The following is an 18,473-nucleotide window of genomic DNA, read 5'->3' on the forward strand; positions in this document are numbered from 1 at the left end:
AATAATTATAATATAGAATGTTTATAAGTGTTTAAATTTTCTATAAAAAGAAGATTAAAATAGAAAAGAAAGTAAAATAGTTATATACAAAGTTTTTACCTATGTTTGCACTAGTATTTCGAATCTTTAAAAAGATATACTTCTCTATAATCGAAATATATTTCTAAATACTATTCTAATATCGTTTTATTACAATTGTATTTTAAATAAAGAATATTACTTATTTTTAGGTTTATAAAGTAGTACTTCCATAAGTAATAAAAATTCCATTTAAAAATTAACATATAATCAAAATACAAGCAAAGAATCATAACACTTAATTAATAAGATTCAACACAAATAATTGTATTTTGGGATCACTTTAAAAATACACTGTAGTATATGCCAAAAAAGAAGAAAATATATAAAAAGAAAGGTAAAATTATTAAAGATTTAACCAGAAATATCTTTAGAATTTTAAATGAAGATAGTAGTAAGTTTTATAATTACAAACAAATTGCTGGTAAATTAGGTATTTCTGATACTGATGGTAAAACTCAAATTTTAAAAAAATTAGCAGAACTAACGGCAACTGAAAAAATAAAAGAAGTAGATAGAGGTAAGTTTCAAATAAACGAAGACCGTAAATACTCTATAGGAACTTTAGATATTACATCAAATGGAAATGGATATTTTATAACAGATGATTATGAAGATGATATTTTTATACCCAATGTTAATTTAGGAAAAGGATTGCATGGAGATGTGGTTAGAGCTTATATTTATCAGCGTAAAAGAAGTAAAAAAGTAGAAGCAGACATTGTAGAAGTTTTAGAACGCGCAAAAACGGAATTTGTTGGGGTTTTACAAAAAAATAAAAATTTTGGTTTTGTAATTCCAGATAATAACAAAATGTATGCAGATATTTTTATATCGCAAAATAAAATGAATGGTGCAGAACATGGAGATAAAGTACAAGCTACCATTTCTGATTGGCCAGAAAATTCTAAAAACCCATTTGGTAAAATCACCAAAGTATTAGGAAAACCAGGAGATCATAATACAGAAATGCACTCCATTTTATTAGAATACGATTTACCCTACGAGTTTCCTGCAGAAGTAGAAAAAGATGCCGAAAATTTATCTATAGAAATTACTAAAGATGAAATTAGCAAACGTAGAGATATGCGTAAAGATTTAACTTTTACCATAGATCCTAAAGATGCTAAAGATTTTGATGATGCATTGTCTTTTACTAAGTTAGAAAATGGAAATTACGAAGTTGGTATTCATATTGCAGATGTTTCTCATTATTTACAACAAGACTCTATTTTAGATCACGAAGCTTACGAACGTGCAACCTCTGTATATTTAGTAGATAGGGTAGTACCTATGTTACCAGAAATGTTATCTAATGGTGTTTGTTCTTTAAGGCCTAATGAAGAAAAATTAACTTTTTCTGCAGTTTTTGAAATTAATGAAAAAGCACAAATAGTAGGTGAGTGGTTTGGTAGAACAGTAACCTATTCAGACCAGCGTTTTGCATATGAAGAAGCACAATATTTAATAGAGCAGAATCAAGAAAACAAAATCGTCACTTCGAGTGAATTTTCGAAGGATGAGAATATAAATATCAAAAAGTCTTTTAAAAATACAATTCCTGTTGATGTTTCTATAACAGGAGCTGCTTATAAAGTTTCTACAGAAATTGTAGAGGCTACTTTAAAATTAGATGAATTAGCAAAAAAATTACGTAAAAAACGTATGAAACAAGGTGCTATTTCTTTTGATAGAGTAGAAGTAAAGTTTCACTTAGATGAAGAAGCAAATCCTGTTGGAGTATTTTTTAAATCCTCTAAAGATGCTAATAAATTAATTGAAGAATTTATGTTATTAGCCAATAGAAAAGTGGCTGAATTTATAGGACAAAAACAAAGCAGACCTTCTGGTAAAACTTTTATTTATAGAGTTCATGATGAGCCAGATGTAGAAAAATTAGCTTCTTTACAGAATATTATTAGCAAATTTGGTTATAAAATTAATACAGATACAAAAGAAACCACATCAGACTCTTTAAATCAACTTTTAAGTGATGTACATGGTAAAGCAGAATCTAATATGATAGAAACTTTAACTATTAGAACCATGTCTAAAGCTGTTTATACAACCCAAAACATTGGTCATTATGGATTAGCTTTTAATTATTACAGTCATTTTACATCACCAATTAGACGTTATCCAGATGTAATGACACATAGATTATTACAGCATTATTTAGATGGTGGAAACAGCCCAAAAACGCTTCCTTATGAAGAAAAATGTAAGCATTCTTCAAAAAGAGAGGAGTTAGCTAGTAAAGCTGAACGAGATTCTATAAAATATATGCAGGTAAAATACATGCAAGATCATAAAAATGAAATTTTTGAAGGGGTAATTACAGGTGTTACAGAATGGGGTATTTATGTTGAAATAAAACAAAATAAATGTGAAGGTATGGTTCGTATTAGAGATATAAAAAGCGATTATTATATTTTTGATGAAAAACAATATGCTATTGTAGGGCAATCTACCAAACAAATGTATCAACTAGGAGATGATGTAAGCGTTCAAGTAAAGAAAACAGATTTAGAACGCAAGCACTTAGATTTTAACTTAATTGAGGATTAATTAATATTTTAGTTATTCTTCTAACAAAAATAAAATATCATTTATATATTATGATTAATTGTTATAAAAAATATACTAGTATACGAGTTATAAAATATAAAATATTATTAAATTAAATTACTAGAAAAACGCTAAAAATGAGATAAATTTTAACGTTATTTATGTAATAGAGAGCTAAAAAAATCGTTATAGTTGGTATAATTATTAAAGTAATTATCAAATCAAATTTAAAAAAATGAAAAAACTTAATTTTATATTGCTGTTTTTTATTGGATTAACAGTTACTGCACAATCTACAGTAAATAAAAACTTAGGAGATTATAACATTCTAAAAGTTTATAATGGTATAGAAGTAGAGTTGATTAAAAGTACAGATCAAAAGTTAGAAATAACTGGAGAAAAGTCTGAAATGGTTAAAATTAAAAATGTAAATAATACATTAAAATTGTCTTTACCATTTTCTTTAACTCCTGCAGACAATGCAGCAGATGGTAAAATACTGGTAAAATTATATTATAATAGAGCTATTAATATTATAGACGCAAATGAAAGTGCAACTATAACAAGTAAAGATTTTTATCAAGATAAATTAGAGGTAAATGCACAAGAAAGAGCATTTATCAACCTAACCACAAAAACTAATTATTTAATTGTTAGAGCTTCTTCTGGTGGTATTGTAAAACTTTCTGGTACTGCAAAAAATCAAGAAATAGATGTAGATTTATATGGTATATATCATGGTTTTAATTTACAAGTTGCTGGTAATTCTACTGTAAAATCAGGAACTGGTGCAAAAGCAGAAGTAAACGCTGGCGAAACTTTAAATGCTAAAGTTAGTTTTGGTGGTACTATTTTTTATAAAGGAAACCCAGAGGTTGTAAAAGATAAAAAATTAATTGGTGGTATTATAGAAAAAAGAAATTAACAGAAGAAATACAAAAGAGTTTGTATAACAACCTTTTTTGTATCTTTGTACTATTAAATTAAAGAAGAAATGTATAGTTTATCAATAGTATCGGGTTTTATTGGCGGTCCACAAGTAATTATTATATTAGTGGTTGTGTTATTACTTTTTGGAGGAAGAAAAATACCAGAGTTAATGAAAGGTTTAGGAAGTGGTATTAAAGAGTTTAAAAACGCTTCTAAAGATGATTCTGAAGAAAAAATTGAAGAGAAGAAATAGAATAGTTAACATATAAAAAAAAAAGCGCTATCAAATGACAGCGCTTTTTTTTTAAATTTTACATTAATTTTCTTCCTTCTTTTTTGCGGTTTTCATAGCTTCACCAATTTGGTTACTTGCTGTAAAACTTGCAACCATGTCATTTAACATTTGGCTACCTGCTTGTGGCGAATTTGGCAATAAAATTAAGTTACTATTAGTTTCTTGACCAATAGATTGTAAAGTATCATAATGTTGTGTTACAACAATTAATGCAGATGCTTCTTGAGAGTTAATACCAACCTTATTTAAAACTTCTACAGATTCTTCTAAACCGCGTGCAATTTCTCTACGCTGATCTGCAATACCTTGACCTTGTAAACGTTTACTTTCTGCTTCTGCTTTTGCTTTTTCTACAATTAAAATACGTTGTGCATCACCTTCATATTGTGCTGCTGTTTTTTCTCTATCTGCAGCATTAATTCTGTTCATTGCTGCTTTTACTTGTGCATCAGGATCTATATCTGTAACTAAGGTTTTAATAATATCATAACCATATTCCATCATAGCATCATTTAATTCAGATTTTACTGCAATAGCAATATCATCTTTCTTAACAAATACATCATCTAATTTCATTTTTGGTACTTCTGCCCTTACTACATCAAACACGTAAGATGTTATTTGATCATGAGGGTAATCTAATTTGTAAAAAGCATCATATACTTTATCTTTTATTACTTTGTATTGAACTGAAACCTTTAATTTTACAAAAACATCATCTAAAGTTTTGGTTTCTATAATAACATCTAACTGCTGTATTTTTAAACTTAATCTACCTGCAATTCTTTGTACTCCAGGTATTTTTAAATGAAAACCAGATTGACGAATACTTGTAAATTTACCAAACGTTTCTATAATTGCAGCTGTTTGTTGTTTTACAATAAAATAAGATGCGAAAATAATAATTGCAAGAACTACAATAATAATAATAATAGTAGGTGGCATAGTTAATTTTTTTAATGTTATTAATTAATACTGTATAAAGATACTGAAAAACAGCTGTTAATTATATTAATTGTAAAAAATAGGTATAATAAATTTTTTAAGAACATGTACTTATAAAATAGCAACCATAATTTTATATCCATAAGAACGCATTTCTGCTTCGCTTAAATCAAATTCTGATTTCATGATAATTTCTGAATTGCATTTTCTATTCTGTTGATGGTTTCTTCTTTACCAATCATAGCTATAATATCAAATAGGTGAGGACCTGCTAACTTACCAACCAAAGAAAGTCGTAAAGGTTGCATTACCTTACCAAAACCAATTTCTTTATTGGTAATCCAAGTTTTAATATGTGTTTCTGTATTTTCTGATGAAAAATCTTCAATACTTTCTATCACACTAATTAATTCTGTCATTAACGAGCCAGTTTCTGGCTTCCAATTTTTTTTAGAAGCTTTTGCATCAAATTCTGTTGGCGATGTAAAAAAGAAAGCTGATAAACCCCAAAAATCATCTATAAAAACAGCTCTTTCTTTTATTAATGAAATTACCTTTTCAACGTAAGATTTTTCCGTTTTAATTCCTTTTTCCTCTAAAATTGGTAAGTATAAATTAGTTAAAGCTGTATCTGATTTTAGTTGCATGTATTGTTGCTGAAACCATTTCGTTTTATCTGGATTAAATTTAGCTCCAGATTTACTAACACGTTTTAAATCAAACTCTTGTATTAATTTTTCTAAAGAAAAAAGTTCTTGCTCTGTACCAGGATTCCACCCTAAAAAAGCTAACATATTTATAAATGCATCTGCAAAATAACCATCTTCTTTATAACCTCTAGAGACATCTCCTGTTTTTTCATTTCTATACTCTAAAGGAAACACTGGAAACCCTAATTTATCTCCATCTCTTTTACTTAATTTACCTTTACCAACGGGTTTTAAAATTAAGGGTAAATGTGCAAATTTAGGAGCTTTCCAATCAAAAGCTCTGTATAATAAAACGTGTAATGGCATAGATGGTAACCATTCTTCACCACGAATTACATGAGAAATTTCCATTAAATGATCGTCGACAACATTTGCTAAATGATATGTTGGCATGCCATCACTTTTACATAAAATTTTGTCATCTAACGTGTTGGTATCTATGCTAATTTTACCTCTAATTTCATCTTCCATTTGTAAAATTTCGTCTTGTGGTGTTTTAAAACGAATTACAAATTTTTCACCAGCATTAATTTTTTGCTGCACTTCAACTTCAGACAACACCAACGAATTTATCAAACGGCCTTTTGCACGATTGTGCCAATTGTACATAAAGGTTTTACCTTCACTTTCGTGTTGTTTTCTATGTGCATCTAATTGCTCTGAAGTATCAAAAGCATAATATGCCCAACCTGTATTTATTAAAATATCTACATATTTTTTATAAATTTCTTTACGTTCAGATTGTCTATAAGGCCCAAATTTATCATCTGTTTTTGGTCCTTCATCAAAAGGAATGTTACACCATTGTAAAGCGTCAATTATATATTGTTCTGCGTTAGCTACATAACGTGTTTGGTCTGTATCTTCTATTCTTAACACAAAAGTACCTTGGTGTTTTTTAGCGAATAAATAATTATATAAAGCGGTTCTTACACCACCAATATGCAAGGGTCCTGTTGGACTTGGCGCAAAACGAACACGAACATTTGATTCCATTTTTTGTTTTTTAAAGATTGCTTTTAACGGGTGCAAAGATAGTTTTTAATAAAAAAACCTACCACGAATTCACGAATTAAAAAAAAAAAAAATTGATTATGAATATAAAACATATATTTTAAAACGTATTAAAAATACCAAAACTAAATGCAGCTTTTTTAGGCACATTGTTTCCAAAAAAAGCACTACCAAAACCAGCTGTTATACCAATATCGTAAAACTGTAAAATTCCTTTTAAACCGTAAGCACCATATTCTTGATTATTTATGTATAAACCTGTTAATAAGTTATTTGAAGGTAAATTAACATTACCATCTTCAAAAGATTTTACAACGTCTATATAACTAATTAACCAAATATTTTTTGATACTTTACCACCAAATTCGCCACCAATTTTAAAATTATTACTATAATTATTGGTTTTAATATCAAAACCAATTTGAGATTGAAAAAACGTTTTTCCAAAACTTTTACCTGCTAAAAGTTGAGGTGTAAATGTAAATGCATCATAACCTGTTCTAATTCCTGTGTTTTCATCATAAGAACCCGTATTTATTTCAGAAACTAATTGAGCTGCTACCACCCAACCTTTGTTATACAGTTGATGTTTGATTCCTAAAGAAACGTTTCCAAATGAAGACTTTTCATTAGAAGATTCCGGACAAGGAGCTACCAAACAAGGGTTAACTATTTCGTTATTATCTATCGATTTAAAAGGGATATTAAAAACCAATGAAGTTTTGTTTGTAAAACCATATTCACCATAAATTTGATAAGTTTGATCTGTAATTGAGCCAGAAATAGTATAATCTGGATACCCAAAAAGCTCGCTATAATCTGAGATTGTTGTGTAAGATAAGTTGATAAACAAATTTCCTTTGTCTTTTGTCCAAGGGTTTTGTGCAACTATTAATATTGTAAAGAATAAAAATAGAATTGTAGTTAGTTTTTTCATAAAATTGTTTTTACTTTAGTTTAGTAGCCAATATCTACAATTGCTTACAAAGTCTTTTAACAAATTATTTGTTGGTTTTCCTATCAAAAATACTATTTTTATTAGTTGATTATGAATGGATTTGAAAAAATAGAAAAAAAACTACATCAGTTTACTAGAAAATACTACCTAAACGAACTAATTAAAGGAACAACCTTGTTTCTTTCCTTAGGCTTTTTATACTTATTTTTTACCCTTTTTTTAGAGTATTTTTTGTGGTTAAAACCCACAGCAAGAACCTTCCTTTTTTGGATTTTTATTGTAGTTGAAGTTTTTCTACTAATTCGTTTTATAGCCATTCCAATTTTTAAGTTGATTGGTTTTAGAAAAGGGATTTCATTAGAGCAATCGTCTAAAATTATTGGAGCTCATTTTCCAAAAGTAGAAGACAAGTTGTTAAATGTTTTACAACTTAAAGAATACACCAATCAATCTGATTTGTTACTGGCAAGTATCAATCAAAAATCAGAAGAATTACAACCGATTCCGTTTGTAAAAGCCATTGATTTTACCCAAAATAAAAAGTATTTAAAGTATGCAATTGTTCCTATTTTAATATGGTTAATTACTTTATTTACAGGTAATAACGCTATTTTTAAAGATAGTTTAAAACGCGTTGTAAACCATAGAACCACATTCACACCACCAGCGCCATTTTATTTTAATTTAAACAATCAAAATTTACAAGTTATACAAGGCAAACCCATAACAGTTTCATTGGAAACAGTTGGTTCTGTATTGCCTTCAGAGGCTAAAATTATTTATAATAATCAGCAATATTATTTGCAAAAAAATGGAAATGGTTCTTTTTCTTACATGTTTTCTGATGTTCAAAAACCACTTACCTTTTTTGTAGAAGCTAACGGAGTGCAGTCTCAAGAATATCAAATTAATGTCATTAACACACCAACTATAAATAATATTTCTTTGCAATTAAAATATCCATATTATGTGGGTAAAAAGAATGAAACTATTCAGAACTCTGGTAATTTAATAGTACCTGAAGGCACAAAAATATCTTGGTTGGTAGCAGCCCAACAAACAGATGAAGTTGTTTTTATAAATGAAAAGCAAAGAGAAGCATTTAAAAAGACAGATGACAACAATTTTAAATTTACAAAAAGCGTTAGAAAAGCGTTAGATTATCAAATAGCATCTTCAAATAAAAATTTAAAAGATTACGAGAATTTACAATTTTCTGTAAATGTAATAAAAGATGAAGCCCCAGAAATAACTGTACAATCTAATATAGATAGTATTTCTAGAGGTATTGCCCAGTTTGCTGGTCAAATTTCTGATGATTATGGTTTAAAAAAATTACAATTGGTTTATTATGATATGGATTCCCCAAATCAATTAAACACTTATATTTTACCAATATCTAGAGCTAATGTGCAAACTTTTTTCTATCAATTTCCAGAAGGGTTAAATTTAACAAAAGGGACCAATTATGAAATGTATTTTGAGGTTTTTGATAATGATGCTGTAAACGGAAATAAAAAAGCAAAAAGCAAGGTTTTTAATTACCGACAAAAAACAGCAAACGAAATAGAGGAGGAGTTGCTACAAGAACAAAGAAACACAATTAATAGTTTAGAAAACTCGATTCAGAAACAACAAAAGCAAAGAGAAGAGTTAGATAAAATTCAACAAGATTTACAGAACAAGAAAAAAATAAATTGGAATGATAAAAAGAAGGTTGAGAATTTTATAAAACGTCAAGAAAATTATAAAAAAATGATGCAGCGTCAAACAGATCAGTTGCAACAAAATTTAGACGAAAAGAAAGAAGAAAATAAAAATCTACAAGAAAAAAAAGAAGAATTAAAAAAACGTATTGAAGAATTAAAAAAGCACGAAAGACAAGAAAAGTTGTTGGAAGAAATTGCAAAAATGGCAGAAAAACTAAACAAAGAAGATTTAGTAAAAAAAGCCAAAGAATTAGCACAACAAAACAAACAACAACAGCGTAGTTTAGAACGAATGTTAGAATTAACAAAACGTTTTTATGTTGAGCAAAAAACAATGCAAATTGCCAATAAATTGGAAGAATTGGCAAAAAAACAAGAAGAGCTTGCAAAAAAAGAAGACACAACTGTTAAAGAGCAACAAGACATTCATAAAGAATTTAACGATTTAAAAAAAGAACTGGAAGAATTGGCTAAAGATAATGAAAAGTTAAAAGAGCCAATGGAATTACCAGATGTAGATAATGAGAAAGACGCTATTGATGAGGAACTAAAAAAATCAGAAGAAAATCTACAAAAACAAGATAAAAATTCTGCAAAAAAGAATCAGAAAACAAGTGCTCAAAAAATGAAAGAAATGAGTGCTAAAATGCAAAAAGCGATGCAAGCTGTGGAAGGTGAATCCATGGAAGAAAACATAGATGATTTACGAAAAATACTAGAAAATTTAATCACGTTTTCTTTTAAACAAGAAAACTTGATGAACAAGTTTAGCGATATTTCTACCACACATCCAGATTTTGGTAAAGATTTAAAAAAGCAAAATGATATTAGAACTTATTTTGAACATATAGACGATAGTTTGTATGTACTTTCTATGCGTTTGCCAAAAATTTCTGCTAAAATTCAAGACGATTTATCTACCACACATTACAACTTAGAACAATCTCTAGAAAATTTTTCTGAAAACAGATTCAATAATGGTCTTTCTAACCAACGTTATGTAATGACAGCTACTAATAATTTGGCAGATTATTTAAGTAATATTTTAAATAGCATGAAAAATTCTATGTCTATGAAAATTGGCAAAGGAAAAAAATCAGGAGAATTTAGTTTGCCAGATATTATTAAAAAGCAGCAAGATTTAACTGAGAAAATGAAATATGGGAAAAAGAAAGGCGACAAAAGTGGAAAGAAGCCTGGAGAAAAACCGGGTAAGAAACCAGGACAAGATGGTAAAAAACCCGGTGAAGATGGAAAACCAGGAGAAGATGGTAAAACCGGAAATTCTGGTAAAGGTGATAAATCTGGTAAAAATGGAGAAGGAAAAGGAGAGGGAAAAGGTGAAGGAAAAGAAGGTAAAAATGGTAATGGAGAGAATGATGATTTAGATGGCGAAATTTATGAAATTTACAAGCAACAATCTCAATTAAGACAACAATTACAAGAAGCTATAAAAGAAGCTGAACAAGGAAATCCAAATGGAAATGGAGCTGCAAAAAGAGCTTTAAAAACCATGGAACAATTAGAGAATGAAATTTTAGAAAAAGGATTTAATGCTGCAACCATTCAAAAAATGCAAAGCTTAAATTATCAACTTTTAAAATTAGACAAGGCAGCTTTAGAACAAGGTAAAGACAATAAAAGAAAATCTACAGCTAATTTAAAAGATAGCCAAAGAAATAAAGTAAAGGCACTCGAATTTAAAAAGCAGTTTTACAATCAAATAGAAATATTAAACAGACAATCCTTACCTTTGCAACAAAATTATAAAATAAAGGTTCGAAAGTATTTTTCTGAACCAGAAAAAAAAGAATGATCACGTTTAATTACGAAACCAATTTTATTTTAGAGGATGAAGTATCTGTACAAAAATGGATTCATCAAATTATATCAAATCACAATTGCGAGTTAGGCGAGGTAAATTATATTTTTTGTGATGATGATTATTTACACAAACTAAATATAGAATTTTTAAATCATGATACGTTAACAGACATTATTAGTTTTGATAATTCTTTAGGGAAATTAATCAATGGTGATATTTATATTTCTATTGAAAGAGTTGCAGATAATGCAACCGATTTTAAGGTTTCTTTTAACGAAGAATTACGCAGAGTAATGATACATGGTGTCTTACATTACATAGGTTTTAAAGATAAGTTAGAAACAGAGCAATTAGAAATGACGAAACAAGAAAATTTAGCTTTAACTTTATTTAAACAATTGATAATCAATTAAATAAAAATATGTTTCACGTGGAACTATAGAATATGAGTTTATTTTCAACAACATTTGATGTTATAGTAGTTGGTGGTGGGCATGCAGGAAGTGAAGCTGCTGCTGCCGCAGCAAACATGGGTGCACATACCTTGTTAATTACAATGAATTTGCAAAATATTGCACAAATGAGTTGTAACCCTGCAATGGGTGGTATTGCAAAAGGGCAAATTGTAAGAGAAATTGATGCTTTAGGGGGTTACAGTGCTATTGTTACTGATAAAACCGCAATACAGTTTAAGATGTTAAACAAATCTAAAGGACCTGCTATGTGGAGTCCAAGAGCACAATCTGATAGAATGCAGTTTGCAGAATGTTGGAGAACACTTTTAGAAGAAACCGAAAATTTAGATTTCTATCAAGATTCTGTAAATGGTTTAATGTTTGATGGTGATAAAATTGTAGGAGTAAAGACAGCTTTAGGTTTAGAAATAAGAGCAAAAACAGTTATTTTAACTGCAGGTACTTTTTTAAATGGTTTAATTCATATTGGTGATAAAAGTTTTGGTGGGGGTAGAGCAGGAGAAGGGGCTTCTACAGGAATTACAGAAGACCTTGTAAAAAAAGGTTTCGAATCTGGCAGAATGAAAACAGGAACACCTCCAAGAGTAGATGGTAGATCTTTAGATTATTCTAAAATGATTGAACAACCAGGAGATCAAATCACAGAAAAATTTTCTTATTTACCTACAACATCTTCTTTAAAAAAACAGCGTTCTTGTTGGTTAACATATACCAATTTAGAGGTGCATGATTTACTTAGAGATGGTTTTGAACGTTCACCAATGTTTAATGGTAGAATACAATCTACCGGGCCAAGATACTGTCCTTCTATTGAAGATAAAATAGATCGATTTGCTACCAAAGAGCGTCATCAAATTTTTGTAGAACCAGAAGGGTGGACCACTTGTGAAATGTATGTAAACGGATTTTCTACATCTTTACCAGAAGATATTCAAGATAAAGCAATTCGATCTGTAGCTGGTTTTGAAAACGTGAAGTTTTTTAGGTATGGTTATGCTATCGAATACGATTATTTTCCACCTACACAATTAACACATTCTTTAGAAACAAAATTAATTAAAAACTTGTTTTTCGCCGGTCAAATTAATGGAACTACCGGTTATGAAGAGGCAGCTGCACAAGGTTTGATGGCAGGTGTAAATGCCGCGTTAAAAGTTCAAGAAAAAACCCCTTTTATTCTAAAAAGAAATGAAGCTTATATAGGTGTTTTAATAGATGATTTAATTACTAAAGGTACAGAAGAGCCTTACAGGATGTTTACTTCAAGAGCAGAATATAGAACTTTACTTAGACAAGATAATGCCGATTTAAGATTAACACCAAGGGCTTTTAAAATTGGTTTAGCATCTAAAGAACGTTTAGACAGAGTTTTAGAGAAACAAGAAAAAACCGATTTATTAATTAAGTTTTTAAACGAAACAAGTGTAAAGCAAGAAGAGATAAATCCTATATTAGAAGCCAAAAACTTAGCCTTGGTAAAACAATCTATGAAACTATTTAAAATTGCTGCAAGACCGCAATTAAGTTTTTTAGATTTTAAAAACATTGAAAAATTAAACACATTTATTGCGGAGCATCATATAGATAATGAGATTATAGAACAAGCAGAAATTCATTTAAAATATTCTGGTTATATTGAAAAAGAAAAGAACAACGCCGACAAATTAAATAGACTAGAAAATGTAATTATTCCTTCAAGCTTTAAGTATGATAAAGTAAAATCTCTTTCTTACGAAGCTAGAGAAAAATTAAATAAAATTAAGCCAACCTCAATATCTCAAGCAAGCAGAATTAGTGGAGTTTCACCAAGTGATATTTCTGTTCTGTTAGTCTATATGGGTAGGTAAAAAAATAAAAAATTGCCAAGTGTTCCTCGTGGAACAATTTGTATAAAAAGTAAAAAATGGAGATTGAAAAAAAACTCTACACCAGTTTAAAACCTTTTTTAACTTGTAAAGATTATACAGTTTCTGGTAAAAAATTTCAGGTAAAAATTAACGAAGATTATCAGATGTTGGTAACAACACCTGTCCCAGAAAATTTAGAAAATTATTATGAAAGCGAAAATTATATTTCGCATACTGATAGCAAAAAAACAGTGTTAGATAAAGTTTATCAAAAAGTAAAAAATGTTGCTTTACAACAAAAATTAAAATTGATAAACTCATTTGATACGCCAGAAAAAAATGTATTAGATGTTGGAGCTGGAACAGGAGATTTTTTAAAACATTGTAGCAATAATAATTGGAATGTTTTAGGAGTAGAACCTAGTTTGAAAGCAAGAGATATTGCCCACAAAAAAGGCATTTATTTAAAAGATAATCTTTACAAAATAGAGAAAACAAGTTTTGATGTAATTACTCTGTGGCATGTTTTAGAACATGTAAAAGATTTAAAAACTTACATTAAAAAATTAAAAGCACTTTTAAAGGAAGATGGCTATTTGGTAATTGCTGTTCCTAATTATAAAAGTTACGATGCTAAATTGTATAAAGAACATTGGGCTGCTTTTGATGTTCCAAGACACCTTTGGCATTTCTCTCAAAAAGCCATACAAAAGTTATTTACAGAAGTTCAAATGGAAGTTGTGCAAACCAAACCAATGAAGTTTGATGCGTACTATGTTTCTCTTTTAAGTGAAAAATACAAGAGCCAAAAAATGAATCCAATAAAAGCTCTTTATAACGGGTTTAGATCTAATCTTAAGGCAAAACAAAATTCTGAATACTCCTCTTTGATTTACGTGATAAAAAACCGATAATTTAGATTTTAAGACGCTTTTATGGTTTTTAAGCTATAATTCTATAGAAACACCTTACTAAAAATAAAAACACCTTTAAAAGCTTTTTTTTAAACGCATTTTTAATAAGTATTGGTTATGGTTTATTTAAAGTATATAGTTTTTAACTATTTTAGTTCGATGCCAAATAAACAGTGTATAAAATTAACAATTAAAGATATTGTTCCTCCTAATTTTTTTAATTACAATTTGTCTTTCTTTTGGAGCTTGGTGAATGTAATCTTCTAGAGAATTTGCTTTGTTTTGCATAACAGTTGTTTTTTAAGACAACAAGTTAACAAAATTTTGCCTTTATTTTATCTATAATGGTTTGTGCTAACTTTTCTTTACTTTCTATTGTCCAACCTGCCACATGTGGCGATAAAATTACGTTTTCTGTATCTATTAAATATTGAAAAGCTTCTGGCATTTTAACGTCAGAAAACAGGTTTTCAAAAGATGATTTTTCATATTCTAAAACATCTAATCCAGCTCCTAAAATTTTACCAGATTGCAAACCAGCTACTAAATCTTTAGTAACTACTGCAGAACCACGTGCAGTATTAATCAACCAAAAATTCTTTTTAAAACTATTGATAAAATTGGCATTTATCATATTTTTTGTGAGGTCTGTTTGTGGTGTGTGCAAGCTTAAAATGTCTGATTTTTCTTGTAATTCTTTAAGAGAAACTTGTGTACAATTTTCATCACCAACATTATTTTTTAAATCACAACAAAGTACCTTTACATCAAAACCACGTAGTTTTTTAGCAAAAGATTTCCCCATATTTCCATAGCCAATCAAACCAACGGTTTTTCCATCTAGTTCAATTCCACGATTTTCTTCACGCAACCATTTTCCGTTCCTAACTTCTTTATCGGCTTTGTTTAGTTTATTAAATAACGATAAAAGCATGGCTAAACTATGTTCGCCAACAGCATTTCTATTCCCTTCTGGAGCCGCAATTAATTCGATGTTTTTAGTTCTTGCGTAATCGCAATCGATGTTTTCTAAACCAGCACCCACTCTACCAATAAATTTTAGGTTTTTAGCTTTGTCTAAAAAGTGTTTGTCAATAGAAAATCGACTTCTAATAATAAAACCATCATACAAATGAATTTTTCCTTCAATTTCTTCTTTAGAAGACGTGTAATCTTCCTCATTAATAAACCCTAAATCGTTTAATTGATTGAGCATTAATGGATGGTTGGTATCTAGATGTAGTATTTTCAAAATTTCGCTTTTTGGATTTATCGGACAATATAGATAACTAAATTTTTAGAAAGGAGACGAATTTCGACATCCTTTTAATGATTTGATTCAGAGTATTGTTAAGTTTATCAAATTCATAAGAACCTAGGAGTCTAAATTAATACTGCTCCTTTTCATTAGGAAAATCACCACTTTTTACATCAGTAATATAATTTTCAAAAGCACCTGTCATATCTTTAAATAAATCTAAATATCTACGTAAAAAACGCGGATTGAATTCGTGTGTCATACCAATCATATCATGCGTAACCAAAACCTGACCATCTACACCATTTCCAGCACCAATACCAATAACAGGTATGGTTAAAGCATCTGCAACTTTTTTAGCCAATTTTGCAGGCACTTTTTCTAAAACCAAGGCAAAACAACCAATTCTTTCTAGCATTAAAGCATCATCCATTAATTTTTCTGCCTCTTCTTCTTCTTTTGCTCTTACAGTATACGTACCAAATTTATAAATAGATTGTGGTGTTAAACCCAAGTGCCCCATTACAGGAATACCTGCATTTAAAATTCGTTTTATAGAATCTTTTATTTCTTTACCACCTTCTAATTTTATCGAATGCCCGCCAGATTCTTTCATAATTCTAATAGCAGAACGTAAAGCTTCTTTTGGGTCAGATTGATAACTACCAAAAGGCAAATCTACTACCACCAAACAACGTTCTATACCTCTAACAACAGAGCTTGCGTGGTAAATCATTTGATCTAACGTAATTGGTAATGTTGTTTCATGACCTGCCATTACATTAGAGGCAGAATCGCCCACCAATAATACATCGATACCTGCACTATCTAAAATTTTTGCCATGGTATAATCGTAAGCAGTTAGCATAGAGATTTTTTCTCCATTTGCTTTCATTTCTACCAAAGATTTTACAGTTATACGTTTATATTGTTTATTAGCTACAGACATATATTTTATTTTAAAGTGGTAAAAGTAAGAAAAAGCTATAGATTTCTTGTTATGTGTATTTTTTTGCCATTTATCTTAAAAACCCCAACTCTAAAATTAATTTAGTAGCTTTAACCATTTTAAAATAAACGGACTATGTTAAAAAAATGGATTGTATTGTTTTTTTGTTTGTTGTTAACCAATCTACACGCACAACAAAACAAAGAAGAATTAGCTATAAAAAAAGTAATAGCCACCTTTTTTAAAGGTTTACACCAAGGTGATAGTACTCTGATGCAAACCACGCTTCATAAAGATATTAAAATACAAACCACCTCTATAAATAAAGAAGGCACAAGTATTTTAAAAAATGAAAGCAGACTAAAATTATTAACCTCGGTTGCTAATAAAAAACCAGAACATGTGTATTTAGAAAAGCTGCTTGCCTATCAAATTAATGTTGATACAAGTTTAGCTTCTGTTTGGACACCTTACGAGTTTTATTTCAATGGAAAGTTTAGCCATTGTGGAGCCAACTCATTTCAGCTTTTTAAAGAAGATAATCAATGGAAAATTATTTTTTTGGTAGACATTAGAAGAAGAGAAAATTGCAAAGCTTTAAAAGAAACGAATTAAATTTTTTAGAAGATAAAATTCAACGGAACTTGTAAGTATAAGTTCCGTTTTTTTGTAATTTTGATTTTCTGTTGCGGTTTTTTACGTACATATTAGTTTTAAAAATAGAATAAATTAAATCAGATGCACTTTTTACCAGAAAAAATAGATACTTACGTTGTTGCACATACCCAAGGTGAACCGAAAATTTTGCAAGAATTAACTAAAGAAACGTGGCAAAAAGTACTAAACCCAAGAATGTTAAGTGGAGCTTTTCAAGGTAGAGTTTTGTCGATGATTACAAAGCTTACTTCTCCAAAAAACATTTTAGAAATTGGCACTTATACAGGTTATTCAGCACTTTGTATGGCAGAAGGTTTGGCAAAAGAGGGTACTATTTTTACTATTGATAAAAACGAAGAATTAGAAACACTACAAAACAAATACTTTAAAAAATCTGGCTATCAAAAACAGATAAAACAGTTTGTTGGAAATGCACTTGAAATTATTCCAACCCTTCATACAAAGTTTGATTTGGTCTTTATAGATGCAGACAAATCTAATTATATGAATTACTTTCATTTAATTGTCGATAAAATGAATTCTGGAGGTATTATTTTGTCTGATAATGTACTTTGGAGTGGAAAAGTGGTAGAAGAGTTAGACCCTAAAGATAAAGACACCAAAGTGCTTTTAGAGTATAATCAACTATTAAATACAGATGATAGAATAGAAACAGTTTTACTACCTATTAGAGATGGCTTAACCATTAGTAGAGTAAAATAAAAGTTTTAAAATTGTCTTTTTATAGGGCCAGTTAAGTCGTCTATATCGTCTTTAACAGCATTAATTTCTTTATTGATGTCTTTGGCAACATCAGTATCTATTTTTGTTTTATCAGAGCTATCTTTTATTTCTTTTTTAATATCGTTTGTAGCGTCTTTTACCTGACGCATTCCCTTACCCAAACCTCTAGCAATTTCAGGGATTTTATCTGCACCAAAAACCATTACCACAATTAACATGATAACCATAATTTCTGGACCGCTAATAAAAAAGAATATTATATTCATTCGACAAAGATAATGAGTTATTTTAATAAATAGAATAAACTATTATTCTTTAACGTTGCTTTCTTTTTTTTAGTAAATAATAAGGTTCAAAAATAGCTAAAATTTCTTTTGCTAGCTTTTTCATTTTTTAAGCTTTCTTTTTTTGCACAAAAAACACCAAAATATAAAACCTTAAATATCAGGTTCTTAAAAAATTCATATCCCTGAATTCAGGGATTGACAACATCGTTTTTAGTGTTTATTTTTACAACAGAAAAGATAACCCGCTTTATAAACGGGATATAACAACTTTTTATTTGTTTATAAAGAGTTATGGGCAATTAAAACCAA

The 18,473-nt window shown here is 29.0% G+C and carries 15 protein-coding genes; 9 read left to right on the forward strand and 6 right to left on the reverse strand.

The features are described from left to right. The first annotated feature begins 381 nt into the window (after positions 1-381). The 3 genes from AC2D6T_RS01595 to tatA all read left to right on the forward strand — a co-directional run bounded on the left by AC2D6T_RS01595 (position 382) and on the right by tatA (position 3,829). The gene (locus AC2D6T_RS01595; RefSeq protein ID WP_484680233.1) at positions 382-2,646 is read left to right on the forward strand and encodes a ribonuclease R family protein; all 2,265 of its coding nucleotides are present in this window, start codon (positions 382-384) and stop codon (positions 2,644-2,646) included. A gap of 235 nt (positions 2,647-2,881) precedes the next feature. Then, positions 2,882-3,571, forward strand: coding sequence for a head GIN domain-containing protein (locus AC2D6T_RS01600; protein WP_438989400.1), 690 nt, complete (start codon positions 2,882-2,884; stop codon positions 3,569-3,571). A gap of 69 nt (positions 3,572-3,640) precedes the next feature. Continuing rightward, positions 3,641-3,829, forward strand: a complete 189-nt coding sequence (tatA, locus tag AC2D6T_RS01605) for a twin-arginine translocase TatA/TatE family subunit (protein WP_298949113.1) — start codon at positions 3,641-3,643, stop codon at positions 3,827-3,829. Between the two features lie 63 nt (positions 3,830-3,892). Here tatA and AC2D6T_RS01610 read toward each other — a convergent pair whose 3' ends face one another. The 3 genes from AC2D6T_RS01610 to AC2D6T_RS01620 form a co-directional block, all read right to left on the reverse strand. Further along, the gene (locus AC2D6T_RS01610) at positions 3,893-4,816 is read right to left on the reverse strand and encodes an SPFH domain-containing protein (protein ID WP_298949111.1); all 924 of its coding nucleotides are present in this window, start codon (positions 4,814-4,816) and stop codon (positions 3,893-3,895) included. Positions 4,817-4,998: 182 nt separating this feature from the next. Continuing rightward, complete coding sequence (gltX, locus tag AC2D6T_RS01615; RefSeq protein WP_484680234.1) at positions 4,999-6,522, reverse strand: glutamate--tRNA ligase; 1,524 nt, start codon at positions 6,520-6,522, stop codon at positions 4,999-5,001. Positions 6,523-6,640: 118 nt separating this feature from the next. Beyond that, positions 6,641-7,477 (reverse strand): transporter, encoded by an 837-nt coding sequence (locus AC2D6T_RS01620; protein ID WP_484680235.1) that lies wholly within the window; start codon positions 7,475-7,477, stop codon positions 6,641-6,643. A 111-nt stretch (positions 7,478-7,588) separates the two neighbouring features. On the opposite strand from AC2D6T_RS01620, the gene AC2D6T_RS01625 reads away from it, so the two are divergent. Genes AC2D6T_RS01625 through AC2D6T_RS01640 form a run of 4 tightly spaced genes read left to right on the forward strand, consistent with a single transcriptional unit; the run spans position 7,589 to position 14,269 of the window. Continuing rightward, complete coding sequence (locus tag AC2D6T_RS01625) at positions 7,589-11,023, forward strand: DUF4175 family protein (RefSeq protein ID WP_484680236.1); 3,435 nt, start codon at positions 7,589-7,591, stop codon at positions 11,021-11,023. Continuing rightward, a complete protein-coding gene (ybeY, locus tag AC2D6T_RS01630; protein WP_484680237.1) occupies positions 11,020-11,445 on the forward strand; it encodes an rRNA maturation RNase YbeY in 426 nt (141 codons plus the stop codon). Before AC2D6T_RS01625 ends, ybeY begins: the two co-directional genes overlap by 4 nt. Positions 11,446-11,477: 32 nt before the next feature. Further along, the gene (gene mnmG / locus AC2D6T_RS01635; RefSeq protein ID WP_484680238.1) at positions 11,478-13,355 is read left to right on the forward strand and encodes a tRNA uridine-5-carboxymethylaminomethyl(34) synthesis enzyme MnmG; all 1,878 of its coding nucleotides are present in this window, start codon (positions 11,478-11,480) and stop codon (positions 13,353-13,355) included. 56 nt (positions 13,356-13,411) lie between these two features. Further along, positions 13,412-14,269 (forward strand): class I SAM-dependent methyltransferase, encoded by an 858-nt coding sequence (locus AC2D6T_RS01640; RefSeq protein ID WP_484680239.1) that lies wholly within the window; start codon positions 13,412-13,414, stop codon positions 14,267-14,269. A gap of 313 nt (positions 14,270-14,582) precedes the next feature. Here the strand turns inward: AC2D6T_RS01640 and AC2D6T_RS01645 are convergent, their stop codons facing one another. Both AC2D6T_RS01645 and panB read right to left on the reverse strand, forming a co-directional pair. Then, entirely contained in the window at positions 14,583-15,521 is a 939-nt protein-coding gene (locus tag AC2D6T_RS01645) for a 2-hydroxyacid dehydrogenase (RefSeq protein WP_484680240.1), read from the reverse strand. Positions 15,522-15,657: 136 nt separating this feature from the next. Continuing rightward, the gene (gene panB / locus AC2D6T_RS01650) at positions 15,658-16,476 is read right to left on the reverse strand and encodes a 3-methyl-2-oxobutanoate hydroxymethyltransferase (RefSeq protein WP_438989391.1); all 819 of its coding nucleotides are present in this window, start codon (positions 16,474-16,476) and stop codon (positions 15,658-15,660) included. A 135-nt stretch (positions 16,477-16,611) separates the two neighbouring features. On the opposite strand from panB, the gene AC2D6T_RS01655 reads away from it, so the two are divergent. Next, on the forward strand, positions 16,612-17,091 hold the full coding sequence (locus AC2D6T_RS01655) for a nuclear transport factor 2 family protein (RefSeq protein ID WP_484680241.1): 480 nt from the start codon (positions 16,612-16,614) through the stop codon (positions 17,089-17,091). A 123-nt stretch (positions 17,092-17,214) separates the two neighbouring features. Then, complete coding sequence (locus AC2D6T_RS01660; protein ID WP_484680242.1) at positions 17,215-17,856, forward strand: O-methyltransferase; 642 nt, start codon at positions 17,215-17,217, stop codon at positions 17,854-17,856. Between the two features lie 5 nt (positions 17,857-17,861). Here the strand turns inward: AC2D6T_RS01660 and AC2D6T_RS01665 are convergent, their stop codons facing one another. After that, positions 17,862-18,143, reverse strand: a complete 282-nt coding sequence (locus tag AC2D6T_RS01665; RefSeq protein ID WP_438989389.1) for a Sec-independent protein translocase subunit TatA/TatB — start codon at positions 18,141-18,143, stop codon at positions 17,862-17,864. Between the last annotated feature and the right edge of the window lie 330 nt (positions 18,144-18,473).

The sequence above is a fragment of the Polaribacter sp. YIW18 genome (genome assembly GCF_057219325.1).